The organism is Paenibacillus segetis (genome assembly GCF_014639155.1).
GTDB lineage: Bacteria > Bacillota > Bacilli > Paenibacillales > Paenibacillaceae > Fontibacillus > Fontibacillus segetis.
Genome location: NZ_BMFT01000001.1, coordinates 3,317,598 through 3,341,711, shown reverse-complemented (window position 1 = coordinate 3,341,711; position 24,114 = coordinate 3,317,598). Strand labels below are relative to the sequence as shown.

General features: G+C 41.8%; 21 protein-coding genes and 1 pseudogene. 14 read left to right on the top strand and 8 right to left on the bottom strand.

Annotation, left to right across the window (positions count from 1 at the left end):
- The first annotated feature begins 111 nt into the window (after positions 1 to 111).
- The 7 genes from IEW05_RS15725 to IEW05_RS15695 all read left to right on the top strand — a co-directional run bounded on the left by IEW05_RS15725 (position 112) and on the right by IEW05_RS15695 (position 8,588).
- Positions 112 to 1,395: an ABC transporter substrate-binding protein gene (locus tag IEW05_RS15725; RefSeq protein WP_188540431.1), complete on the top strand. Its 1,284-nt coding sequence runs from the start codon at positions 112 to 114 to the stop codon at positions 1,393 to 1,395.
- Between the two features lie 299 nt (positions 1,396 to 1,694).
- Positions 1,695 to 3,047, top strand: a complete 1,353-nt coding sequence (locus IEW05_RS15720; protein ID WP_188540429.1) for an ABC transporter substrate-binding protein — start codon at positions 1,695 to 1,697, stop codon at positions 3,045 to 3,047.
- A 114-nt stretch (positions 3,048 to 3,161) separates the two neighbouring features.
- Positions 3,162 to 4,112, top strand: coding sequence for a carbohydrate ABC transporter permease (locus tag IEW05_RS15715; protein ID WP_188540426.1), 951 nt, complete (start codon positions 3,162 to 3,164; stop codon positions 4,110 to 4,112).
- Positions 4,113 to 4,129: 17 nt separating this feature from the next.
- On the top strand, positions 4,130 to 4,966 hold the full coding sequence (locus IEW05_RS15710) for a carbohydrate ABC transporter permease (protein ID WP_188540424.1): 837 nt from the start codon (positions 4,130 to 4,132) through the stop codon (positions 4,964 to 4,966).
- Between the two features lie 10 nt (positions 4,967 to 4,976).
- Entirely contained in the window at positions 4,977 to 6,281 is a 1,305-nt protein-coding gene (locus tag IEW05_RS15705) for an alpha-L-fucosidase (protein WP_188540422.1), read from the top strand.
- A 43-nt stretch (positions 6,282 to 6,324) separates the two neighbouring features.
- Entirely contained in the window at positions 6,325 to 7,626 is a 1,302-nt protein-coding gene (melA, locus tag IEW05_RS15700; RefSeq protein WP_188540421.1) for an alpha-galactosidase, read from the top strand.
- A gap of 23 nt (positions 7,627 to 7,649) precedes the next feature.
- Positions 7,650 to 8,588: a carbohydrate kinase family protein gene (locus IEW05_RS15695; protein ID WP_188540419.1), complete on the top strand. Its 939-nt coding sequence runs from the start codon at positions 7,650 to 7,652 to the stop codon at positions 8,586 to 8,588.
- Between the two features lie 124 nt (positions 8,589 to 8,712).
- On the opposite strand, the pseudogene IEW05_RS26015 reads toward IEW05_RS15695, so the two are convergent.
- Positions 8,713 to 11,541: pseudogene (locus tag IEW05_RS26015) on the bottom strand (glycosyl hydrolase family 18 protein); the annotation flags it as partial.
- Between the two features lie 487 nt (positions 11,542 to 12,028).
- On the opposite strand from IEW05_RS26015, the gene IEW05_RS15685 reads away from it, so the two are divergent.
- The 5 genes from IEW05_RS15685 (at position 12,029) to IEW05_RS15665 (ending at position 15,149) form a co-directional block, all read left to right on the top strand.
- Complete coding sequence (locus tag IEW05_RS15685) at positions 12,029 to 12,373, top strand: PadR family transcriptional regulator (protein ID WP_229753396.1); 345 nt, start codon at positions 12,029 to 12,031, stop codon at positions 12,371 to 12,373.
- Positions 12,370 to 12,927 (top strand): HAAS signaling domain-containing protein, encoded by a 558-nt coding sequence (locus tag IEW05_RS15680; RefSeq protein WP_188540413.1) that lies wholly within the window; start codon positions 12,370 to 12,372, stop codon positions 12,925 to 12,927. Before IEW05_RS15685 ends, IEW05_RS15680 begins: the two co-directional genes overlap by 4 nt.
- Positions 12,924 to 13,775 carry a DUF4097 family beta strand repeat-containing protein gene (locus IEW05_RS15675; RefSeq protein WP_188540411.1) on the top strand — a complete coding sequence of 284 codons (852 nt, stop codon included), beginning with the start codon at positions 12,924 to 12,926 and terminating at the stop codon, positions 13,773 to 13,775. The genes IEW05_RS15680 and IEW05_RS15675 overlap by 4 nt, the downstream gene beginning before the upstream one ends.
- 20 nt (positions 13,776 to 13,795) lie before the next feature.
- Complete coding sequence (locus tag IEW05_RS15670) at positions 13,796 to 13,990, top strand: PLDc N-terminal domain-containing protein (RefSeq protein WP_188540409.1); 195 nt, start codon at positions 13,796 to 13,798, stop codon at positions 13,988 to 13,990.
- A gap of 202 nt (positions 13,991 to 14,192) precedes the next feature.
- A complete protein-coding gene (locus IEW05_RS15665; RefSeq protein WP_188540407.1) occupies positions 14,193 to 15,149 on the top strand; it encodes a 3'-5' exoribonuclease YhaM family protein in 957 nt (318 codons plus the stop codon).
- 44 nt (positions 15,150 to 15,193) lie between these two features.
- Here the strand turns inward: IEW05_RS15665 and IEW05_RS15660 are convergent, their stop codons facing one another.
- The 3 genes from IEW05_RS15660 to IEW05_RS15650 form a co-directional block, all read right to left on the bottom strand.
- A complete protein-coding gene (locus IEW05_RS15660; protein ID WP_188540405.1) occupies positions 15,194 to 15,829 on the bottom strand; it encodes a GyrI-like domain-containing protein in 636 nt (211 codons plus the stop codon).
- Positions 15,830 to 15,856: 27 nt separating this feature from the next.
- On the bottom strand, positions 15,857 to 16,315 hold the full coding sequence (locus tag IEW05_RS15655) for a GyrI-like domain-containing protein (protein WP_188540403.1): 459 nt from the start codon (positions 16,313 to 16,315) through the stop codon (positions 15,857 to 15,859).
- 66 nt (positions 16,316 to 16,381) lie between these two features.
- Positions 16,382 to 17,290 carry a helix-turn-helix transcriptional regulator gene (locus tag IEW05_RS15650; protein ID WP_188540402.1) on the bottom strand — a complete coding sequence of 303 codons (909 nt, stop codon included), beginning with the start codon at positions 17,288 to 17,290 and terminating at the stop codon, positions 16,382 to 16,384.
- A gap of 227 nt (positions 17,291 to 17,517) precedes the next feature.
- On the opposite strand from IEW05_RS15650, the gene IEW05_RS15645 reads away from it, so the two are divergent.
- A complete protein-coding gene (locus IEW05_RS15645; RefSeq protein ID WP_188540400.1) occupies positions 17,518 to 20,199 on the top strand; it encodes a YhgE/Pip domain-containing protein in 2,682 nt (893 codons plus the stop codon).
- 264 nt (positions 20,200 to 20,463) lie between these two features.
- Here IEW05_RS15645 and IEW05_RS15640 read toward each other — a convergent pair whose 3' ends face one another.
- On the bottom strand, positions 20,464 to 21,117 hold the full coding sequence (locus IEW05_RS15640) for a 3'-5' exonuclease (RefSeq protein ID WP_188540398.1): 654 nt from the start codon (positions 21,115 to 21,117) through the stop codon (positions 20,464 to 20,466).
- Positions 21,118 to 21,272: 155 nt separating this feature from the next.
- Here IEW05_RS15640 and IEW05_RS15635 point away from each other — a divergent pair, with 155 nt between their 5' ends.
- Positions 21,273 to 21,623, top strand: coding sequence for an SH3 domain-containing protein (locus IEW05_RS15635; protein WP_188540396.1), 351 nt, complete (start codon positions 21,273 to 21,275; stop codon positions 21,621 to 21,623).
- Positions 21,624 to 21,671: 48 nt separating this feature from the next.
- Here the strand turns inward: IEW05_RS15635 and IEW05_RS15630 are convergent, their stop codons facing one another.
- Genes IEW05_RS15630 through fadR form a run of 3 tightly spaced genes read right to left on the bottom strand, consistent with a single transcriptional unit; the run spans position 21,672 to position 24,052 of the window.
- A complete protein-coding gene (locus tag IEW05_RS15630; RefSeq protein ID WP_188540394.1) occupies positions 21,672 to 22,652 on the bottom strand; it encodes an electron transfer flavoprotein subunit alpha/FixB family protein in 981 nt (326 codons plus the stop codon).
- A gap of 21 nt (positions 22,653 to 22,673) precedes the next feature.
- Entirely contained in the window at positions 22,674 to 23,447 is a 774-nt protein-coding gene (locus tag IEW05_RS15625; protein ID WP_188540392.1) for an electron transfer flavoprotein subunit beta/FixA family protein, read from the bottom strand.
- A gap of 23 nt (positions 23,448 to 23,470) precedes the next feature.
- The gene (gene fadR, locus IEW05_RS15620) at positions 23,471 to 24,052 is read right to left on the bottom strand and encodes a fatty acid metabolism transcriptional regulator FadR (RefSeq protein ID WP_188540390.1); all 582 of its coding nucleotides are present in this window, start codon (positions 24,050 to 24,052) and stop codon (positions 23,471 to 23,473) included.
- Between the last annotated feature and the right edge of the window lie 62 nt (positions 24,053 to 24,114).

The window sequence follows — 24,114 nt, the reverse complement described above, 5'->3', positions numbered from 1 at the left end:
TTATATGTTTATAAAATAGAGTAGCACTTTCGCAAAAAAATGATAGCTTAAATTTTTTTTCTAATGTTAATATGCAACTAGATCCATCGTCAACCAAAAGGGGTGCTTGTTATGAAATTGCGTGCCATAGCTCTGATGATCACAGTATTATTCGCTGCGGTAAGTCTAGTATCATGCTCTAATTCACCTACCAAAGAGAAAATTGAAATAACCTTAATGCACGGATGGGGTGGTTCGTCACCAAATCATGTCAATATGAGAAAAATATATAAAGATTTTGAACGGGCTAATCCAGATATTAAGCTAACCTTTGATTCCTCTCCTGATCTTGCGGTTGTAATCGACAAAGCCAATGATAAATTAGCTGCGGACAAGATGCCGGATATCATTTCGACGAATGGAGCAAGTCAGTTTTTGTCCAACGCGATTATTAGGGGCAAAGCGCTGAATTTGAAGCCGTATATTGATGCTGATGAAGAGTTTAAAAGAAGTATACACCCATCCATATTTAAAGTTTGGATGACAGATAATGAGATATATACACTGCCTGACGCATTAGAAATCGCAGGGTATTGGTACAACGAGGATATTTTACAACAAGCAGGGGTAACGGAAGATTCCACATCGAACTCGGCTGTGAAGTTACCATTGTCTTGGGACGAATTTTGGAGCGCTTGTGACAAAGTGAAACAATGGTCGTTAAATCGTGGTCAAACGATAAAGCCATTGATGATGGAGAATGAACAAAATATGATTTTTTTAGGTGCAAGAATTGCTGGTGAAAATATCAACGGTACAGAATTTATGAGTAGCTCAGCTACGAATTTCAATACGGATGAGTTTAGAAGGGCTATTGAGGATTTACGTAAAGCTAATACTTATGGTGATCAACCGATCAGCAGAAATGATGCATTGCAAATGTTTAAAGATTCAGAAATTGCCTTTTTCCTCAGCGGAGTGTGGGATAGCGATGAACTCAATCAATCATCCAACCACGATCATATTAATTATGCTGCATTTCCGGCTTATGATAACAAAACGGTCTCTTATGTATCCCCTTCATCGGGTTATGTCATTGGAAATACAGGTGATCCGCAAAAAATTGAAGCCTGCGTCAGGTTTTTGAAGTATATGCTTAGCGATAAGGTGCAAAAAAGGTTGGTTGTGGAAACCAAACAAGCCCCATCGAATCCTAATGTAGACTATGATTGGATTAAAGAGGCAGCACCAATGCTCGGAATGGCACTCGGAGTAGCAAACCATGCGGATATTCAAATTAGAACGCTAGATTCGCTCAGCGATGAGAAGGCTATTGATACGCTGAAGAATAATCTGAAACGAGTGATAAACGGCTCTTTATCGCCGTCAGAATTATCGGAAATGTTAAGTCACTAAATAAATCAATTAAATGCTAAGTTTAATCGTGGGATGCCTTCAAAGCCAAGAAATTGGCTGGGGTCATCCCCTTTTTTTGTTGCTTAAGCGATTTATTTGGTAAAAAATAATCAACTATCCAAAAAAAACACAAAGTTTTGATAGGGCAAAGTAAGACGGACCCTAAATGAAAGCGTTTCAACAAAATAAACTCAAACATAAGTCAATTTAATTGATTAATATGAAGTCTCTTTTTTGTGAGAATAGATTCAAGGATTAGTGCACAACTAGTCTATTTCATACAAAAAAGGGGTTTTACGATGAAGAAGATCCTATCAACCATGTTTGTGTTGTGTTTTGTTTCGGTGCTTGTTCTTAGCGGTTGTTCAAACAATAAGAATGCCGAAAACGCGTCAGCAAATGACAAGTCTGGTACTGAAGGCACTCAAACAAGCGGTGAAAAGCCTACGATCACATTCTATCATTCCTTTTTCCAAGATGACTGGCAGCCTGCTGTTGAAATGAGAAAAATTTACGATGAATTCGCAGAGCTTCACAAAGATGAATTTACGTTTAAGGCCGTTGCACTAGAAACTGGACCACAAGGGGTTTACGACAAAGCGATTCAAGAAATTTCACGAGGTCAATTTCCCGATATCGTTGATGTTGCAGGTTATAACATTGTTCCCGCCGCTTCAGAGGCAGACCTGATCCTGGATTTGAAGCCCTATATCGATGAAGATCCAGTGTTCAAACAAGGCGTCGGAATTAACTATGTTCAAAACAACGTCGATGGGAAAATTTATACCGTCCGCGAGCAATTAGAGACGATGGGGTTCTGGTATAACGAAGACTTATTTAACAAAGCTGGAGCAACTACTCCTGATCAATGGCAAACTTGGGATGACTTCAACGCCGCAGTGGATAAACTCGCTGCATCACCGGATGTTAAAACTCCATTCTCCATGAACCAAGGATGGCCGGTAGATATTCTGTTTAATGCTCATCTAGTTAGCACACAAGAAGGTCGAGATTTCGCAGCTACTCTACCTACATCTTTTGATAATCCTGCTTTCAAAGACACCGTTGATTTTGTGTCCAAACATGCTTTAGGCAAAATTAAGACAGCATACTTTGGTGCTGCCGACTCTGAATCATATCGTGATGATTTCATGAATGGTGATGCGGCTATGCTCTTTAACGGGGTATGGGAAGCGGGCAGCTTTACAAGTGATATTAAGGTGAAGCCTGAACATATTAAACCAGCAGTATTCCCAACAAACGAAGCTGGGAAGAAAGCCGCTATTGTATCAGCTTCAACAGGATATGTGATCAGCAGCAAACAAGACGAAGCAAAGATTGCAGCCAGTGTTGAATTTGTGAAATACATGACAAGCCCAGAAATTGCGGATCGTATCTTCTCGAAAGTACTTGCAATGCCGGCCTACAATGGCCTTGATTATGACAAGTACATTAATGGCGACAATGCTGAGCTGAAGAAGCTGGCTGAAGCTTGTCAGCTTGCAGTTAATGCTGATTATCAGACCAAAGCGATGAGCTCGAACTGGAATCAAGATATTACAAGTGCACTCAATGGAAAATACTCTGCCATGCATGATGGTAGTAAAGATGTAGATCAGATAGTTAAAGAAATGGATCAAATCGTGCAATAAGTTGTGAATCAAGCTTTGGATGTCAATAACCACAACAATGGTGTTTCGATAGGGTTGGGCATCATTGTTGGGTTCGGCATTAGCTGTTCATTCTATAGAGGGGGGATAGGTTCGATGGAAGCACAGACTGAATTGCGTAGGAACAACAACGCTGCTGTAAACAAAAACAAGACACGCATGCAGAAAAAGATCTTTATTTTTTGTTTTTTGTTGCCGGCAGTTGTTATGTTTTTGTTTATATACGCGTATCCACTAGTAACTATATTTTTAACCTCATTTAGCAAATGGGATTTCAAGAACCTTCAATCACCACAGTTTCTAGGGTGGTCCCATGTATTTGATAACTTCACCAAGCTATTTACTACAGACTATTATTTCAAAACAGCTCTATTGAACTCGCTTAAATGGGTTGCGCTGGCCCTAGTCGTTCAGGTTCCTTTTTCAATTCTAGTTGCGCTAGTGTTGTCCAAAAAACCGCGGGGATGGGTATTCGCTAGAAATGCCTTTCTCATTCCGAACATTATTTCGACAGCGGCGATCGGATTAATCTTTGTTAATCTGTATGACCCATCTCTTGGTTTCGTAACGGAAATCATCAAGGTATTTAATCCCGAGGCTAACCTTAATATTCTTGCGAATCAGGGAACCGCGTTCTGGGGTGTTACCTTTGCCTTTATCTTGTTTGGTGGAACGAACTGTATATTGCTCATGTCGCAAATCGCGTCGATATCCCCAGATTTATATGAAGCGGCGAAGATTGATGGAGCAAATGGTATTCAGACTGAAAGGTACATTACATTGCCACTTTTAAGACCCATGATTGGGACCGTGGCTATTCTAGCTACGAACTATAGTTTGCTATTGTTCAACGAGATTCAGTTATTGACGAAGGGTGGACCTGATGATGCGACCTTCAGTTTGAGCTATTACATCTTCCAAACCGCGATGGGAAGTAGCAAATTGAACTTCGCATTAGCGAATACCGCAGGTGTTATACAGTTCATCCTTGGTGTTGTACTCGTTGTGCTTATCACCCGCGTGTTCAAAACGAATGAAAGTTATTAACACGGGAGGTAACCACCATGGATGACAATCATAATGGAATGCTTCGAGGAATTGTTGCCGGTATATGCAAATATGCTTTGCTAATCTTCGTTATCTTAATTTCAATATATCCGATCATTTGGGTATTCATCTCATCATTCAAAGAAAGACCGGGAGGTCTTGGACTTCCAGAGACTTGGAAGTTTGATGGCTATATCACGATATTTACCAAGCTCCAAATTGGAACCTATTTCTCGAATAGTATCATTGTCAGTGTCATCTCGACATTACTTAGCGTGATATTCGTAGCTATGGCTGCTTATGTATCGGCACGGATGGATTTCAAAGGTAAAGGTCTAATTACGCTGATGTTCGCAACGACTCTCTTTATCCCACCGATTTCGATCAGCTTTCCACTCTATCGTCTCATTGACACATTGGGACTTTATGATACACGGACTGGTGTCGTACTCGTCTATTCCGGATTAGGTATCGCGATTACCTTTTTCGTCATTCGTAGCTATTTTCTCACGATTCCTGCAGAGATGGAGGAAGCCGCACAAATGGACGGTTGTGGCCATGTGAGAACATTTGTACAAATCATTGTTCCGCTTGCCAAGCCAGGATTGGCCACGGCAGCCGTACTTGCTTTCTTGAACAACTGGAACGAATTTTATTTTGCAACGATATTGCTTGAAAGTAAAACGAACATGACGATCCCCGCCCTGTTAGGTCAATTTAGATCTGCTTATGCGCGTGATCTGAATGGTATGTTCTCAGCGATTATCGTATCTGTGTTACCAACGATTCTTGTTTTTAGTTTTACATCGAAACTATTCATTAAGAGCCTTACTGCTGGCGCAGTAAAGGGATAAGGAGAATACAATGTCTGATTTATTTACTAGAACAGAGTGGTTTCTGAAGGAACGTTTTGGCATGTTTATTCACTGGGGATTGTACGCCATTCCCGGTCGTGGCGAATGGGTGATGAGTGACGAGCGTATCCCTGTTGATATGTATGAGCAATATTTCGAGCAGTTTAATCCGGTCGATTATGACCCTGTTAAATGGGTGAAGGCCGCAAAGAAGGCCGGTATGAAATATGTAGTGATGACGGTTAAGCATCATGATGGTTTCTGTCTGTTTGACAGTGCACTTACGGATTATAAGTCAACCAATACCGTCTGTAAGCGCGATTTGACCCGTGAATTTGTTGATGCTGTCCGTGCTGAGGGATTGAAGGTAGGTTTATACTACTCTTTGATTGACTGGCATCACGAGGATTACCCGAAATATGGCGATCTCATTCATCCTATGCGCGATAACGAGGCATATAAGGATAATACGTATAACTTCGATAATTATTTAGCTTATATGCACGGGCAAATTAAAGAGCTCTGCAGGAACTATGGCAAGATCGATATTTTATGGTTTGATTATTCCTATGAACACATGAGAGGCGAAACTTGGCATGCCAAAGAGCTGATGGAAATGGTACGGTCCCTACAACCAGAGGTTATTATCGATAATCGATTGGAGACGAGTGGGGAGGGTGGGGGCAGTCTTTTGACAGCGAATCCTACAGCTTGGAGCGGTGACTTCTCAAGTCCGGAACAGATCATTCCACAAGAAGGAATTAAGAACGAGCTTGGAGTTTCGATTCCTTGGGAAATGTGCACCACTATGAACAATACATGGGGATATACTCCGAATGATATTGCCTATAAACCTGCTGCACTGCTAATTAGAAAACTTGTAGAATGTGTGAGCAAGGGAGGGAACATGATCCTTAATGTAGGTCCTGATGCGAAAGGCAATTTCAACAAGCAGTCAATGGATACCCTTGAAGCCATAGGTGAATGGATGGATAAGAATGCGGAGAGCATCTATAGCTGCGGTTATGCTGATATCGATAAGCCGGAATGGGGACGTTATACGCGGAATGGAAATATGATTTATGCGCATGTGTTCGAAGCACCGATCGGTCCTTTGGCGTTAACAGGCGTGCCGGTTGATCAAGTGAAATCCATGTATCGTCTAGCAGATGGTGTGGAAGTGCAACGTGGGGATAGCTGGATCACGAAAGCTTATGAGAATATTTTATTTGCTTGTTTGGGCAGTATTGCTCACTTCACTTATCCATTGCCAGATGAGGCGGACACAGTCATTGCTATTGAATTGAAAAAGTAGTTGGTTCTCTTAAATATACGAATACGATATAGGAGTGTTTAGGATGACAAAGATAACGATTATCGGAGCGGGGAGTTTTTTTACCAAAGGATTGGTCATTGATATTTTGAATATCACGGATATAGAGGGTGGGGTCATAGCCCTTGTAGATATTGATGAAAGACGGTTGGAGATCGTTCATCAGTTAGTCGAAAAGCTGATTGAAATATCTGGTAAAAACTGGTCTGTCATATCTTCGTCTGACCGTCGCAAAGTATTGGCGGATTCAACCTTCGTTATTAACCAAATTGAAGTGAATGGACTGGAGACGGTTCGTAATGAATTTGAAATCCCGCTTAAATATGGGGTAAATCAATGCATAGGCGATACTTTAGGTCCAGGCGGTCTATTTAAAACGCTGCGTACTTTACCAACCTGGATATCCATTGTGAAGGATATTGAGGAACTGAGTCCAAACGCGACGATTCTTAACTATACAAATCCGATGTCGGCTGTGACACTAGCAACAACCAAAATCACGAATATCCCTGTCGTGGGCTTATGCCATTCGATTCAAAATAGCTCCCGCCAGCTCGCTGAGTATGCTGGTATTCCTTATGAAGAAATGAAATGGCGAGCAGGCGGCATCAACCATATGTCATGGTTCCTGGAATTGTCGCACAAAGGCAAAGACCTATACCCTGTACTCTTGGAAAATATGAAGGATCCAACCATCTTGGCCAAAGATCCCGTCCGGTTAGATGCGATGAAATATCTTGGTGCATTTGTCTCAGAATCTAGCGGACATTTCTCTGAATATATTCCTTATTATCGTAAGAGACAGGATTTAATAGATTTTCACTGCAATGATGGATATAACGGGGCGACAGGGTTCTATGCCAATAACTGGCCAACCTGGCGACAAGAGAATGAAAATTTGATCATGAATTTGTTATCCGGTGACATAGAGATCGAATTTGAAAGCTCGAATGAATATGCTGCCGTCATTATTGAAGGAATTCTGAAAAATACGCCGAAAGTTATTCATGGTAATGTTCTAAACAAAGGATTGATCTCGAACTTGCCTCAAGATGGTATTGTTGAGGTGGCATGTATGGTAGATGCGAACGGCATCCAGCCAACCCATTTCGGGAAGCTCCCTGAACATTTAGCCGCGTTATGCAAGAGTAACATGTCTTTCTTCGAACTTGCTGTATCGGCGGTTCTGGAGCGGGATAAAGAGATGGCGATGCATGCCTTGATGGTAGATCCACTGACGGCTTCTGTATGCTCATTGTCTGAGATCAAGGCGATGTTCGAAGAATTATATGAGAAGGAACGTCATCTTATTTCTGAATTAGTGTAGTTAAGAAAGGTAAGGGATATCTGATGAAGACGGTATACGTGCTTGGTGAATTGAATGTGGACATGATCATTACTGGAACTGATGTGATCCCGGAGTGGAACCGCGAGAAATTAGTGGACTCGTTCGATATCGTTCTTGGATCTTCATCCGCGATAACTGCGTGTGCGCTAGCAGGTCTAGGGTTGGATGTACGCTTTGTAAGTGTGGTAGGAGATGATGAGTTCGGTAATTATTGCATCGAGCAGTTGCAAAGTAAAGGTGTAAATACGGATTTCATTATGAAGAGACAGACAGCGAAGACGGGAGTTACTTTATCTCTCTCAACTCCGCAAGACAGAGGTTTGCTAACCTTTATGGGGAGTATCCCGGATCTTACTCCTGGAGATTTGCCGGAAGCTCTATATGAAGAGGCCGATCATGTTCATTTTGGATCGTACTTCTTGCAAGACGGGATGCGAGATCATTGGCAGGAAATATTTAAGCAGGTGCGGAAAAATGGAGCTACAACCTCCTTCGATACAGGCTGGGATGTTCGTAATCAATGGGTGAGGGAGGGAATTCACTCTCTTCTGGAAGAAACAGATCTCTTTATCCCGAGTGAAGAAGAACTTCTTCATATCTACGGAGTACCTACACTGGAGGATGTGTGGGGTTTACTACCCGAGGGGCATCATGGAGTGGCGGTGAAAAGAGGCTCTAAAGGTGCCACGCTCTATAGTGAGGATAAGCGGCTAGTTGAGATTAATTCTTATATGATCACACCGATCGATACAACTGGTGCTGGCGATTCTTTTAATGCTGGACTAATTCATGGATATCTAAACGGAAAACGTGATATGGAACTGATGCTCTTCGCCAATGCTTGTGGGGCATTATCTACGCAACGTGTAGGCGGGGCACAACGGGTATCTACTTTGGAGGAAGTCAAAGTGTTTCAGAATACACATGTTGTTCGAGATTAATGGAAGAGCGTAGTGAAACCTAATTATTGATAGCGAGATAGAACAATGAACAAGCGGAACAGAAATATCTGCTCCGCTTGTTTTGTATCTACCACAATCCTTTTAATTAACTAATCAACTGCCATGAAGAATCGCTGCCCGGCACGGAATTCGTCCACCATTTGGCTTCATACACCTTTCCATCATAACGGACCTTGTTGCCAGCCGTGTAAGCTGTACCCGAAATATAGTCTACGCTTCCATCTCCGTTCGATACCGTTTCTTTTTCCCATGCTTGTGAACTATCAGGAGTACCGCCCTGTGTCCACCATTTGGCAGTATATTTCACGCCTTTATAGATCACGACATCTCCTTTGACATATACCTTCGCCGGATCAAACGTATCGGTTGATGCAGCTGTAACGGTAATGACACGCTGTAGCTGTGTCGATAATCCCTTGGAATCCGTCACACTATAAGTCAGCGTGTAGGTTCCAGCAATGGTAGGATTGATCGTGCCTGTAATTTGAATAGCTGCCGTCAAATCGCCATCCTCTTTATCCGTCGCGGTTACGCCGCTCTTAGGATCAAAGGCTTCTCCAACCGTAATCGTTTTGTTCGTAACACCGCTAAATACTGGTGCTTCGTTGACAACAGCTGCAACCGTTATGATGCGCTGCTGCTGCGTGACCAATCCTTTGGAATCTGCAACACTGTAAGTCAGAGTATACGTTCCTGCAACAGCAGGATTGACCGTTCCTGTAATTTGAATAGCTACGGTCAAATCGCCATCCTCTTTATCCGTCGCGGTTACGCCGCTCTTAGGATCAAAGGATTCTCCAACCGTAATCGTTTTGTTCGTAACACCGCTAAATACTGGCGCTTCGTTAACAACAGCTGCAACCGTAATGATGCGCTGCTGCTGCGTGACCAATCCTTTGGAATCGGCAACGCTATAGGTCAACGTGTAGTTACCTGCAACGGCCGTGTTCACTGTGCCTGTAATTTGAATGGCGGCCGTCAAATCGCCGTCCTCTTTATCCGTTGCGGATACGCCGCTTTTTGGATCAAAAGAGTCCCCAACTGTAATCGTTTTATTCGCTACACCACTTAATACAGGGGCTTGATTAACAGGCGTGGTACTGCCAAAGACCGTTTGTCTGCCGATTTCCGGACTGTTGTCGGATACGCGTTGTACAAGCTCGATGCTATCAATGACGGCATCCCCTTTAAGTTTAAAGGTATATGTGCCATTTGGTGATAGCAACTTGCCATCATATACCGATTTCAAATCAACAACGGTGTACCCATTTTCTTGAGTTACTGTACCTGCTGAATAATCACCTGAAGTTAGTGCTCCATTTGCTTTAATATAATACTTCGGCAGTTTAATCGATTTTGCACCCAGTTCAACTTCCTTCAACACGGCATCACTTTCAGATAAACGCTCATTATTTACAATTTTGATGTCATAGCCCTTACCTGTTCCCCAGTTCTCCGTGTATGGAGTGATGGTTACTGTAACATTAAGTTTCGAATATTTTATCTCACGTGCTGCAAGTGGACTGCTGCCAAAAAGCCCTTGCTTCGTCGCTTTTGCAAGCTCATCGCGTTTAGTGGATGTTGTTGGATTATCTTCTGAAGCCATCCAGGCAATCATACCGCCCAAATTATTATCTAGTACATATTTTGCTTTTTCTTGAATGGATCTGACATTATCGTAGGTGAAAAATGCACCTGATGCCGCATCATACAGATATGGAGCTTTTGCTGTATTATCCCAATATTCTTTCAAATTAGGATATTTCGCTTTAAGCGCGTTAATGCTGCGATAAGCCCAAGACCCAGAGCGTCGACCGCCATCTCCTACTGTCAGCGCCGCTTCGTTCGCAGCACCATAGGTAGGGGTGAGGTCTGCGTCTTTTGCGATCAATTCAGCTTTACCGAATAGACCAGGAAGGCTAGCATCAGGTCCGACACTTACTTTTTCCCATCCTCTTGTATAGTAAGCAGCACCTACAACAATTTGATTCGGCTGTGCCCCTTTTTGCAACAAGTATTGAACTGTCTCATGTACAGATAAATTATTGCCTTTCAACGGATCATTAGGGTTAGGATATAGACCTGTATGGTGGCCACTATATTCATCCCATGCTCCGCGCATGTCGTAGGACATAATATTCGCAAAATCAACGACTGCGAATAGTTTGGCGACGTCAATGCCAAGATCAACCTTCGCTTTTGGTGCAGGTAAGGCTACAGTGAGTTCATAATACTTGCCGATGTCTGCACCTTGTGTATTCAATGCTGCTCTTAAATCCTGCAACAATGTAATAAAGTTTGCTTTATCCTCTGGTCTCGCGTATTTTGTACCTTCATCGTTTTTGTTGTCGACCAAGTCTGGTTGACGAACATCACCCGGGAATTCCCAGTCCAAATCAACGAAATCCATATTAGTATATTTCACGAACTTCATCACGTTGGAGACGAGCTTTGCGCGTTTTGTCGAGTCCGCAGCAACGACGGAGAAATCACCCGATTTGGACCATCCACCGATAGAAATACCGATTTTCAAATTCGGATTTTCAGCCCTTAATTGTTGGAGTGCCATAAGAATCCCTGCGTTTGCTGCTCCCCATTGTACGCCGGCTTGTCCGACAGGAGCGCCTACAGCTGCATCTTTGTCCGTAAAGACTAAATTTCCATTTGCATCAAAATCCAGAAATGCAAAATTCAAATGTGTCAATTGATCTGCAGGAATATCTTTGGGGTAGAAATTCCCTTGACCACCCCAGATGGACCAATCCCCATAATACATGACATTTCGAACTTCTTTTGTCGTACTTGCGGCATATGCCTTGCTGTCATGGCCGCTAGTATAGATTGGGGTCAGAGTAGTTACGAATAACAAGACTGCCATAACAGAGATGGTAAAGATCCTTCTTGAGTACCTTTTTCGACTGTTCACTTTCATTAAACAATCACTCCATTCTCATTTGATTTTGTAATTCGTTAGTTTCTCTTAAAGATAGCGTTTACATTTTTAATATACTAGATTGTCATGGATAGACAATGCTCCATTAGAATGGGAGAAAATATTCAACAAAAGCCGAAATTCAGCAAATATCAACATGGTGTAGTCCTTAATAATTAGGATACGAGTTAATTTCCTTATAGGTTAATAAAATGCAAGATTAGAGAACTATTCCTTTATTTTACATTAGGTCATTAGATCTAGTACCCTAAAAAAATAAGTATTCTCTAAAGGGAGCAACAACCTTTCTTTATTTATAGAAACTATTTGTTTAATAGTAGAAAAAAACTTGAGGATATCCATAGAACATGGAAATGGTGGAGCACACTTTTGTTATCGTTCGAATATTTTTTAGAAAATTATTACATCGTACCTTGCAGTACACAGTACCTTGTGCTACACTCTTGGCAAGGTGATGAATATGAATATGAATGAATGGATTTCCCAAGTCCGAAGAGGGATTGTTGAGTATTCCATTTTGCTTCTTCTCAAACAAAATAAGCGTTATGGATATGAGTTCACTACTTTATTAAGCAAATGGCAAATTCTTTCCGTTACAGAAGGGACTCTGTACCCCTTGTTAAGGCGACTTTCCAAAGAAAAATACATTGAATCATTCTGGCAGGAATCAGCGTCAGGACCCCCTAGGAAATATTATATGTTGACTCCATTGGGGGAGGAGCTTCTAGAAGAAATGTCAGGAGAATGGAAGAACCTTGTAGATGCCATTCAACAAATCGATCAATTGGAGCAAACGGAGGAAAAACCATGAGTGTTCAAATCGATGCGTACATTGAAGAGCTGGAACGATCGCTTCGTTCCTTACCCAAGGCTGATAAAGAGGATGCAGTTAAAGAAATATATAGCCATATTTATATGGCCATATCAAGCGGAATTGACGAGCAGACGGTATTGAGCAATTTGGAACCTCCCACCAAGCTTGCAGAAAGTCTTATAGCTGAGATGAAAATTGAACAAGCTCGTGAAAATCCAAAAATAAAAAGTACGATTCGTGCCATTTTCTCAACCGTACGTCTGGGAATTCTACATGTATTTTTCGTTCTATTCCCCGTCAGCGTACTCTATCTCGTCCAATTCGCTTTCATTGGGTTCGGTATCGTTTGTATGTTCGTCGTTCCTAGTATGATCTTAATGGACAACGGATTTTCGGTCGAACTTCTTAAATTCGGATTCGTCTTCTTGAGCTTCTTCGGATTCGGTCTCTTACTACTTACACTGATGATGCAATTTACAGTCTGGTACTCCAAAGGGGTACTTAGTTATTTGTTAGAAACATTAAGGAGAGCGAGGAAACCCATTCTATGATGATATGGAGACGTTCTTTATTACGAATTGCACTTACTTGTATCATAATCGGACTTATGGGTAACTTTATTTTGTATTTTATGGGCATATCTCCCTTTAATACAGTGGCGGTTAGTGAAAATAGATCATTCAAGAGTGACAGCATTAATAATATTGTGATAAATGCTGCTATGGACGATATTCAAATCGAGCGAATTTCCGGTGATGCTATTACATTAACTAGACTTGGCTCCCAATCGGTTCAATACTCAGAGAGATTAGCACTGAACACGTCGATCGATAACGGTACATTAGATATCACTGTTCTGGAGTTGAAGAAACAACGGTTTACAATCAATGCAAGTTATGATGTTGATCTAACGCTGTCTGTACCGGATAAAATTTTTGAAGCTATTACCGTTACTACCATTACAGGTGATATCCAGTTGAACAATATTCACTCCATTAATAATACCTTGAAATCAGAAACGGGCCACGTTCAGGTGAATGGCACTGATAGTCGATTAAATAAGATAAGAACAGTAACAGGTGATATCGAGTTAGATGGAAATACGGTTTCTCTTGACCTCAATTCAACAACAGGTGAAATTGTTATCAAATTGGCTGAATTAGCTGGGGATATTCAAGCGAATACGATGACAGGAGATATAACACTGTACGTGGGCAAACCTGTTAAAGCTGTACAAACGGTACTTCATACCGGCACCGGAAAGATTCGAACGGATATAGCTGGTCTGGAGCTATCCCAAGATAGTGATCAATTTCTGGCTCGGTCTCTGGGGGAGGGTAACCTAGAGGTCCAAATGTCCAGTGAGAATGGAGATATCACCTTTCATCAAACAAAATAGTTGAGATAGGGAGTGAGAGTGTGGAACTGATTTATATAATTCCATTGGTTGTCATTTGGCTTATTCTCATCATTACTGCTTTGGCAGACATCTCTCGAAGAGATAGCACACAGGTTAGAGGCGAAAAAAAATGGATTTGGGAGCTTATCATCATTTTTATTGCCACAATTGGACCCATCACCTACTTGCTTGCAGGCCGTAAAGAAACAAGATAGTTGTTCTCAATTTAGTTGAATTTAAATGATTCCAGTTAGACGTTGATTCTATCTTATGTTATGTTCTATTATAATTGAGAACACCCCTTCTTTGTGGGAGAGATGACTTGTCACACTCACTTATCTATTAGAAGCGGTGTTTTCTTTTATGATGAGAATGTATCTACTATTATAGTAACCTGTACTATTAGGAGGAAAATATATGACCTTGATTAATCAGCTCACTAGCCAAGATGAATTTGTAGGATTTTATTTATTGAAAGAACTTGAGGTTAAACAGACCAATAGTACTCCACCCAAGGAGTATTTAGATATCGTCCTGTGTGACTCCAGTGGTCAGCTACCAGCCAAGCTGTGGGATGCATCGGCTACCGATAAAGAAACTTTTTTTCCGATGGGGTTAGTAAAGGTACAGGGGCTCGTGCAAACCTATCGCGAGCGATTGCAGGTTAAAATTATAAAAATTAGGCCCGCTACTGCTGAGGACGGTGTCACGTTAACTGATTTTGTTCGCTCGGCTCCGATCAGTCCGAATGATCTGATTAATACTATTAAAGGGGTAATTTCGAGCATTTCCGATGAGGAAATTGCCGCAATCGTATCATTTTGCGTAGATAAGGTAGAAGATAAATTAATGCATTATCCTGCTGCTAAAACGCATCATCATGACTATTTTGCGGGACTCGCTTATCATATGGTTCGGATGTTGGAAATTGGTGAATTCTTGTGTAAGCAACGACCGTTCTTGAATTCCGATTTCCTAAAGGCAGGCATCATTCTGCATGATATCGCCAAAACGGAGGAAATGGTTGCCCAGTTGGGGATTGTGTCTGAGTACAGTGTCCAAGGGAAGCTGGTTGGGCATATCTCCATGGCATCCAATTGGATCACAGAGGCGGCGATCCGCTTAGATTATGACCTAGATTCGCAGAAAGTGCTTGGTTTACAGCACTTGGTATTGTCGCACCACAACTTGGGTGAATGGGGTAGCCCAGTTCAGCCGCAGACGGCTGAGGCTGTTGCTCTTCATCATATAGATTCGCTCGATGCCAAGCTACAAATGGTAGAGGATGCTTTGGCTACGACTCCGGCTACGGAGGAATGGACACCGTTTATCAGGGGATTGGAGAATAAGGCGGTTTATCGTTTGAAGTTATAATAGATAGAGATAAAGGACCTAAGGTGTCTGCCTTAGGTCCTTTATTAGTGTTCTAGGTGTTTTACCGAAATTCGTAACACGGTTTTCAACTTATCAATTGCAGTTTTTCTTGCATCTGTAATATAGATTTCCCTGTGGGTAAGTACAGTTCGCACTAATCCATTTGCACTACAATACTGATCCATAAGCTCAAAACTTTCAGGTTCGTTATCATAAGGACCCGTGTGCAGGATCTGCACGGAGAGACCATCCTCAATGGCTTCAAACTGAACCTTTTCAAGTAGAGGATGAGGCTTTTTACTTTTGACCGTTTCGATGATCTCGCAAGCAAGCTCTTTAGTTACAAAGTCAGGCTGGCGAATCATAATTTTGTAAACTAACTCGTTCTTATCTAGAGTATGATTGTTATTAGCTTTAGCTTCATCACTTATATCCCAAATTCCCTCAAGCGGATAGATACTATGCTCAAAATAACCATTTGGGATGATGCCTTTCTTAGGAGACATTTTGATCCCATACGATAAGGAATATAGCACACCTACCGCTTCAGAGAATGACTCCTGATTAGGATTACCTGATCCTTCTATCGTGAAAAAGTTAAAGCTTGGGACGATAATAAGCTCAGGTTTGTTTTTTGGCAAATACAACGATTTCTCATGTTTTTTCCATTCATGCTTCATGATAAGCACACTTTCTTTCCCTTTTATTTAATTAATTGCGATGTATATATGAATTTCGGCGTTGTCCATATCGCCACCACTTTGATACTCTTCAAAATCATAGCCATATCTTCGGTCTAGATTCATCCCCCATAGCTTTGTCCAAAATTCTCCAACGGCATGTTGCATATGTCCATGAACGACAAACTTAGCGTATTTGCCAGAGGAGATGATCTTTGCCTCAACGCCAGATGGTAAGTGGTCCAATTCAGAAACTTCACAACAAACCGTGATATCATAAGCTCCATTTACGTCGTTCTCATAGTTCGAGTATAATCCTATACTACAATCATTCTGCTTATGTGATATGGATTGATAAATGCCATCAGTCCAAAAACGCTGCCATAGTCCTCCGATGATTTGAGGCATATCGGCATCAGAATTCCTTGTGCGGGCTGTGATTCCTACTACCTTTTTCTCGCTTATTTCCACTACTTCATATTTCATTGAATACACCTCTTCTCAGTTAATGAAGTCAGTGTAACATTCATAAATTGACAACAGTATGTCATATTATAAATATTTTTTAAGTGCTTTTTTATATTTGCTCACAATAATGTCTTTTATATGAGTTGGTTCTATGACCTCTGCATATTCTCCGTACGACATGATATATCCATACACCCATTCGTTTTCGGGCATAGAAGTTGTAACCGTAAAGCTTCCGTCGTCGTTGCGTGAAATATTCTCAGGTTGAAATTCATCGTACAATCGATAGGTCAATTGGGCATCTATTTTCATAACTAATGTGATGATGTCGCCTCTGTTGCCCGTGTTCTCTGAGGGGCTCCAAATATCTTCAGGAATATCCCTGTTGAAGACCTCGTCTGAAGTGAGCAAATTTCGAATACGTGTAATTTTGAACATGCGGGTATCCTTTTTCAACCTACAGTACCCATAGAGATACCAACCTCGTCCTTTAAAAACAAGCTTTAGCGGTTCTACGGACCGTGTTAACTTTTCTCCATAGGAACTGTAATAATCAAACATAATCACTTTTTTATTAAGAATCGCATGTTTCAAGGACATAAACTTCTCTATTTCGCTGTCATCACTACCCCAATGGGAGAAATTCACATCAATCCAGCTTGTATTATTCTTATTAAATAGAGCTCCAAGCTTGGACAGGACAGGATCTATATTTGGAATATTCAGTGCATTCAACCCTTGTAATGCCGATAAAATATCATTTTGCTCTACGTCTGACAGCACAGACTTATTTAGAACAAACTGGGGGAGAATGCTGATACCCCCGCCCTTACCTTTATTGGTGTAGATAGGAATCCCCGCTTGACTAAGCGTCTCAATATCTCTATATATAGTCCGTTGTGAAACCTCAAAATGCTGAGCCAGTTCCCTTGCCGTAACGGTCTTCTTATTAAATAGCATATATACAATTTCAAATAGCCTATTTATTTGCATGCTTAGTCACCTCGATATTAGTATAGCGTAAATATGTGACAGAGGAATGTCATATTAAGAGCTTCATGGACTGAATACACTTCTGACGCATAAAAAGTAACATCTTAGAACATAAATAAGAAGGCATATTTTGGGGACCTAGGGCATTTGCCTTGGGTCCTTTGTCTAAAATACCTATTAGCTGACTAATACTTTTCGATATCACATCTAGAATAGGTGGTCTTTTGATGCGTAACATTTGGCATATTTTCAAAAGTGATTGGATTCATATCTTACGTGTTCCGACAGGGATATTCCTCATTGCTGCAATTATTATATTGCCTGGATTGTACGATTGGATCAATGTTAAATCGGTTTGGGATCCATATAACAATACGCAGGGAATTAAGATTGCGGTGACTAGTCTGGATGAGGGTGCGGTAGTTAATGGCCTTAATCTTAATATGGGAGCAACGCTGATTGAGAATTTGAAAGGAAATAATAAGCTTGGATGGACGTTTGTCGATGAGCATGAGGCGTATGACGGCGTAATGAAGGGAACCTTTTATGCTAGTTTACTTGTACCTGCTGACTTTTCTTCTAAAATAACCGGGATTATTGAAGGAAAGGTGGACCGACCGGAAGTTATATATACGATCAATGAAAAGGTAAACGCTATTGCTCCCAAAATCACAGGCTCTGGAGTATCTGCAGTTGCGAAGCAGATCAATGAAAGCTTTACGGAGTCGGTGAGTGAGGTCATATTGAGTAAGTTAAGTGAAGCTAACATAGAGTTACAGAACAACCTACCTATGATCCGAAGAATAGAAGACGGGATATTTGCACTAGAAAGCGATATACCGACGATTGAAGCTGCTGGGCAAAAAGTATTTGAAGTGGAGAGCAGGTTACCTGAGATTAATGATAAGGCGCAAAAGATCGTTGCCGTTCAGCAGATGCTTCCGGAAATTTCAGAGGCAGCTAACTATGTGTTAAAGCTTCAGCAATATTGGCCGCAAATAAGTCAGGCTACGTCCGAAGTGTTGGCAATCCAGCAAAGACTGCCGCAAATTCAAGAGGCTGCTGATCGGATTCAGGAAGCAGATGCTAACTTTGATCGTATAAGCAAAACAATTGAAGAAGCACTGGTTAAAACAAACAAAGCACTGGAAATTGTAACAGCCGCTCAAAGTCAGTTGGAGAAGATAGGAACAATAGCTACAACTGGGATACAGTTTACGAATGAAATGAATAGTTTTCTTACTTCGAATAAAGAGGCGTTTCAGTCGATGGCCCCAGCCATTAAGCAAAATTTAATTCTGCTCAATCAGATTGCGAGTTCAGTGGAGCTCATCTCAGCTAAGTTAACGGACGTGAATATCGACACCGCTTCGACTGTGACCGTAGAACAAATAGATCAAGTATTAGCGCGGCTCTCTACGGGGCTACACGCTACCGAAAGCTTGAAAGATTTGCTTGGGAATATAGGCAGTTATTTGCCGGGTAACAATTTGACTGGTAAAGTTGATCGGATAAATTCGATTTCAAAGAAGCTGAATACACAGATTCAATTGCTTAATCTTGTAAAAAAAGCAGTAAACAATAACGAGACACCGCCAAGCGAAGCCGTTTCGCAATTAAATGCCATCTCAAAGAATATATCTAGCTCATTGGATGAATTGATCGCTTCCTATGATAGTGAGCTTGTCCCGGCCATTACTGGGGGATTAGACAAGCTCCAAGAAACGGCTTCAGTCACTTCGAAGACTTTGCAGACTGCACAAGGAAAGTTACCGGATATTGCCGAGATATTGGCTTCGGCTAATCAAGTCATGAGTTTTGGTCAAGGCGAGCTCCAGCGTCTTCAGACAGAGCTGCCGGATATTAGGGCGAAGGTTCATGAGATGGCCGAGAACTTGAAGAGCAAGACAGAAGCTTTTACAACGGCGATTAATATCGTTGCTCCTTTTGTACAGAATGAATTGCCCAAAGTAGGTGGTAAAATCGATGCTGCAGCTTCTTTTGTGCAAAATGATTTGCCAAAAGCGGAGACTGAGATAGGTAAAGTATCGGATTTCGTCACAACTAAACTGCCTGAGGTGCAGCATGGTGTTCATCGTGTCGCGGGATTGGTAAGGGATGATTTGCCGTTGCTTGAGGCTGCGATCAAAAAAGCAGCAGCAACACTTAGAGATGTGAATAGTAACAATAACATAGATGAGCTTGCTAGGTTGCTCCGCGGAGATATTCAGAAGGAAAGTGAGTTTCTTGCTAGTCCGGTGCAAATTAAAGAAAATCAGCTCTATCCAATTCCCAATTACGGGTCAGCGATGATGCCCTTTTACTGTGTGCTTGCTTTGTGGGTAGGGTCAACTTTGTTGATTTCCTTGTTACGTGCTGAAGCAGAGAATCCTACCGGAAGCTTTCGGGGACATGAGCTTTACCTGGGGAGAATGTTCACATTTATGTCGATCGGGTTAATGCAGGCAGTATGTATATCCTTGGGTAATTTCATCTTTCTAGATACCTATGTAGCAAATAAGTACTGGTTTGTCGTCTTTGCCCTTCTAGTTAGTGCTGTATTCGTCTCAATCACTTATATGTTGCTGTCCGTATTTGGCAATATAGGCAAGGGGTTAGCGATTGTATTCATGGTATTACAATTCTCTAGCTCAGGGGGGACCTTTCCAATCAGCATGTCAGCGCCTTTCTTCCAAGTGCTTAATCCATTTATGCCGTTTACCTATGCAATTAGCTTGCTTCGGGAGGCTGTTGGGGGCATATTGTGGCAAACGGCGATCAAGGATATGGTGTTCCTGATTGTGTTTATGGGGATCAGTCTGTTCTTTGCCCTTGCACTGAAACGACCACTTAGCAACCTCACCAAACGTTCCGCGGAAAATGCTAAGAAAACGAAGATTATTGCTTAAACAAAGATTCAACGCCTATGGAGTACGAATAACTGGAATTTCTCCAGCTAAATTGGTGGCCATTGTAAACAGGGGGCTAATTAACTGGATTTTCTCCATCTAATTTAACGCTTTAGCCCCGTTGTTATTAAGAATGGTTAAATTAACGGGAGTTATTCCAGTAAATTGTTGAGTGAGGTGCCCACTACACAAATTAATGGGAGGTTTTCCCTCTAATGTGACCTGAAATCCCAGTATAAATCCGCTAGATGTACAAGCTTTTAGTCAAAAGTAAGAGCTCGGGAAAGTGGGACGGTTGTTGAGGTAACTTGATGCCGCCTTCTTCGGACGTTTCTTCGCTGGAGCCGAGAAGGGAGTATAACCTTCAGCGAAGATCGATCCTACTTTACAACCATGAGCTTTGGAGAGTTGTACAGGATCAGCGTGATTATCTTGAGCTAATAACTTTAGTAGAATCTTCGCACACGCACGAGCATCATCTAATGCTTCATGATGGTTGAGCGCGATGTCATAGTATGCAGCGATCACATTTAATTTGTAGGAAGACATGTCTGGTAACATTTTTTTGCTCAGTAGGTAGGTACAGAAATATTGGAAGGAAGGGTACGCTACATCACATTGGTCTAAGCAATAACGTAAAACGCTCATATCAAAAGAGGCATTGTGCGCGACAACCTGTTTTCCTTGTAGGTAGGGTTCAAGCGTCGGCCACAGCTCATGGAACGTAGGCATACCGCTAACCATTGCAGGAGTGATCCCATGAATCTGTATATTTCGATAGTCAAAAGGTTGCTCCGGATCGATTAACCAGACCTGTTCTGAGGTAATAACGCCTCCTTGGACTTCAACAAGGCCTAAAGAGCAGGCGCTTGATCGATTCGCGTTGGCTGTTTCAAAGTCTATTGCAACAAAATCCATATGTAAGAACTCCTTAGTATTCGTGTAATCATGAAAAGCTATATCATGTGTGTCTATTAATACTATAGTGGCTTGCTAGAAAAAACAATTAAATAACGCTTAATGCATAGCCTACTACCTTCATTTATAATTAATAGACGAAAGGAGAGTGTACCTTGCAACACTACACTGTAATTAAAGATCATATATCGAGTTACCCTGACCCAATAATTTTAAGAAAAGAACAAGAAGTTTTATATGGAAAAGAAGATACTCAATTTCCTAATTGGATTTTTTGTACATCAATGGCTACACAAAAAGAAGGATGGGTTCCGAAGCAGATTTTAACAACCCCAAATAAACAGGGTATAGCAATGGCTACTAAAGATTATTCAGCTCATGAATTAACAGCTAATCAAGGTGATTTACTATTGGGTTTAGAGCATTTAAACGATTGGACATACTGTAAAACAGAAAATGATGAATATGGATGGATTCCTACTTTTTGTTTATCTGCCTCCAACTAATAAAAGACCCGCAGCTACTCACAAAGTGAGCTGCGGGTCTTTCCAATATTAAGCCAACGCTTTTTTGAATTCTTCCGTCAACAGGGGAACGACGACGAATAGGTCGCCTACGATGCCGTAATCGGCCAATTTGAATATCGGTGCTTCCGGGTCCTTATTGATGGCGATGATGATGCGAGATTGGCTCATGCCGGCTAAATGCTGAATGGCGCCGCTGATTCCGCAGGCGATATAAATTTCGGGTGTGACGACTTTACCCGTTTGACCAATCTGCAAGGCATAATCGCAATACCCGGCATCACATGCTCCCCGCGATGCACCAACTGCCCCATTTAATACCTCAGCTAATTCTTGCAACGGCTTGAAGCCATCGCTACTCTTGACACCTCTTCCACCGGACACGACAATTTTAGCTTCTGTCAGATCTACTTTGCCTGAGGTTTTACGAATAACGTCTTTCACGATGGAACGAAGTGATGCAGGTGGAGCGTAGTCGGTTGTAATGACCTCTGCTTGCGGGTTAGAAGGATTAGCGGTAGCGGCAGCTATATTGTTTGGGCGTATCGTAACGACTTGGGGGCTTTCAATGAATTTTTTTTGTTCAAATGCCTTCCCTGCATAAAGAGGTCTGGTATACAGTACTTCTGCATCCGCCTTCTCTATGGCAATTACATCTGATAGTTGACCTGCATTTAAATATGCTGCGATCATTGGAGCGAGGTCACGTCCTGATGCCGTATGCCCCAAGAACACAACATGCGGGTTCAAGCTGTCCAATACATCTTTAATAGCAGCAAAGTAGGTTTCAGAGTTGTATGTTCCCAAATCAATATGGTCGATAACATGAATCTGCCCGGCAACATACTGGGATAACTGTTCTGTAATCGCCGCAAGCTGATGTCCCATTAGAATGACCGCAAGGAGGTCGTCATCTTCTTGTGCCAAAGCAACAGAATTCAGCGCTTCCAGCGTGACTTGGCGTAGCTTACTGTCACGTACTTCTGCGACGACAACGTAAGTTTTACTCATAGGTACATCTCCTTTTCTGGATTAAATCGCCTTCACATCAGAATGCTGAAGAAGCTGAACGAGCTCTGCAGCTTGATCGTTAAGCTCACCTTGTAAGATTTGACCTGATTTACGTGTAGGAGGTAAGAAGAGGGATAGACGCTCTGTTTTGGCGCTGATTTCAGATTCTGTAAGTCCTACATCATCTAGAGTGAGCTGATGAAAGGGTTTCTTCTTTGCTTTCATAATCCCGGGTAACGACGGGTAGCGTGGTTCATTCAAACCCTGTTGTGCGGTGAATAATGCAGGCAGGGTAACCATCAACGTTTCGATATCCCCTTCGGAATCACGATGAACAAAAGCTTGATCTCCACTAACATCGAGCTTGATAATCGACGCAACATGCGGAATATTGAGTAATTGAGAGAGTCGGATGGCCACTTGGCCCCCTCCACTATCAATGGAGAAATTGCCTCCTAATATAAGATCGAAGGATTGCTTGTCGAGATAAGCAGCTAATACTTTGGAGACACTGAATTCATCACCACTACTGATTTGATCATCAGAAATTAGCACGGCTTCATCTGCCCCCATGGCAAGTGCGGTTCTTAACGCTTCTGTTGTGCGATTAGGCCCGATAGAAAGGACGGTCACGCTCCCCCCATGTTGCTCCTTGAGGTGCAAAGCTTCTTCAACGGCATATTCGTCATAGGGATTTATGATGAACTTGACTCCGTCGTCGGAAATAACCCCCTCTTGAATTGCGATTTTCTCCTCCGTGTCAAATGTTTGTTTGAGAATGACATAGATATTCATCTGCATGCTCCCCTCTTTATGGATTATTTCAAGCCTTTCAAGAAAAATTCTACGGTTTTGTCTACTTGAGCAGATAACGAGTATTTCCTTCCGGATATGATCCAAGAGGTCACCACTTCATCTAATCCCCCAAATAATAGCAAACGGGTTAGCTTAATATCGAGATCAGGTCGGAACCCCTTTTCTTGCACTCCTCGTTCGAGAATGTTCTCAATCAGTTGGATATAAGGTTTCACCGAGAGACCGATCGCTTTACGAAGTTCAAACGAACTTTGGCGGAGTTCGATCTGAGTTACATAAGCTAGATCTACGTTTTGTTCCAGCTCGGTGAAATGAATCTCACAAATCTTACGCAGAGCCTCTTCCGCTGAATGTGTCTCGCGAATACTGCTGTTAAACCTGCTGACCAAGTCACCTAATCGTTGTTGAAAGAGGGAAACGAGGATATCTTCTTTGTTCTTAAAATAAAGATAAACGGTCCCATCAGCGATCCCCGCTTCCTTAGCGATTTTGGATATTTGTGATCCATGAAAACCATTCTCTGCAATGACTTTTAGGGCGGCCCCCAAGATGAGTTCATATTTTTCTTGTCTTTTATTTGTCATGGAGACACCTCGGCATAAGCATTCGAATTTAATGAATGAGGACTCATTCATTTTTTTGGAAA

Bases quoted from the DNA above. Each gene is read 5' to 3' on its own strand.
- IEW05_RS15725 (WP_188540431.1), top strand. From the start codon at position 112: ATGAAATTGCGTGCCATAGCTCTGATGATCACAGTATTATTCGCTGCG.
- IEW05_RS15720 (WP_188540429.1), top strand. From the start codon at position 1,695: ATGAAGAAGATCCTATCAACCATGTTTGTGTTGTGTTTTGTTTCGGTG.
- IEW05_RS15715 (WP_188540426.1), top strand. From the start codon at position 3,162: ATGGAAGCACAGACTGAATTGCGTAGGAACAACAACGCTGCTGTAAAC.
- IEW05_RS15710 (WP_188540424.1), top strand. From the start codon at position 4,130: ATGGATGACAATCATAATGGAATGCTTCGAGGAATTGTTGCCGGTATA.
- IEW05_RS15705 (WP_188540422.1), top strand. From the start codon at position 4,977: ATGTCTGATTTATTTACTAGAACAGAGTGGTTTCTGAAGGAACGTTTT.
- melA (WP_188540421.1), top strand. From the start codon at position 6,325: ATGACAAAGATAACGATTATCGGAGCGGGGAGTTTTTTTACCAAAGGA.
- IEW05_RS15695 (WP_188540419.1), top strand. From the start codon at position 7,650: ATGAAGACGGTATACGTGCTTGGTGAATTGAATGTGGACATGATCATT.
- IEW05_RS15685 (WP_229753396.1), top strand. From the start codon at position 12,029: ATGAATGAATGGATTTCCCAAGTCCGAAGAGGGATTGTTGAGTATTCC.
- IEW05_RS15680 (WP_188540413.1), top strand. From the start codon at position 12,370: ATGAGTGTTCAAATCGATGCGTACATTGAAGAGCTGGAACGATCGCTT.
- IEW05_RS15675 (WP_188540411.1), top strand. From the start codon at position 12,924: ATGATGATATGGAGACGTTCTTTATTACGAATTGCACTTACTTGTATC.
- IEW05_RS15665 (WP_188540407.1), top strand. From the start codon at position 14,193: ATGACCTTGATTAATCAGCTCACTAGCCAAGATGAATTTGTAGGATTT.
- IEW05_RS15660 (WP_188540405.1), bottom strand. From the start codon at position 15,829: ATGAAGCATGAATGGAAAAAACATGAGAAATCGTTGTATTTGCCAAAA.
- IEW05_RS15655 (WP_188540403.1), bottom strand. From the start codon at position 16,315: ATGAAATATGAAGTAGTGGAAATAAGCGAGAAAAAGGTAGTAGGAATC.
- IEW05_RS15650 (WP_188540402.1), bottom strand. From the start codon at position 17,290: ATGCAAATAAATAGGCTATTTGAAATTGTATATATGCTATTTAATAAG.
- IEW05_RS15645 (WP_188540400.1), top strand. From the start codon at position 17,518: ATGCGTAACATTTGGCATATTTTCAAAAGTGATTGGATTCATATCTTA.
- IEW05_RS15640 (WP_188540398.1), bottom strand. From the start codon at position 21,117: ATGGATTTTGTTGCAATAGACTTTGAAACAGCCAACGCGAATCGATCA.
- IEW05_RS15630 (WP_188540394.1), bottom strand. From the start codon at position 22,652: ATGAGTAAAACTTACGTTGTCGTCGCAGAAGTACGTGACAGTAAGCTA.
- IEW05_RS15625 (WP_188540392.1), bottom strand. From the start codon at position 23,447: ATGAATATCTATGTCATTCTCAAACAAACATTTGACACGGAGGAGAAA.
- fadR (WP_188540390.1), bottom strand. From the start codon at position 24,052: ATGACAAATAAAAGACAAGAAAAATATGAACTCATCTTGGGGGCCGCC.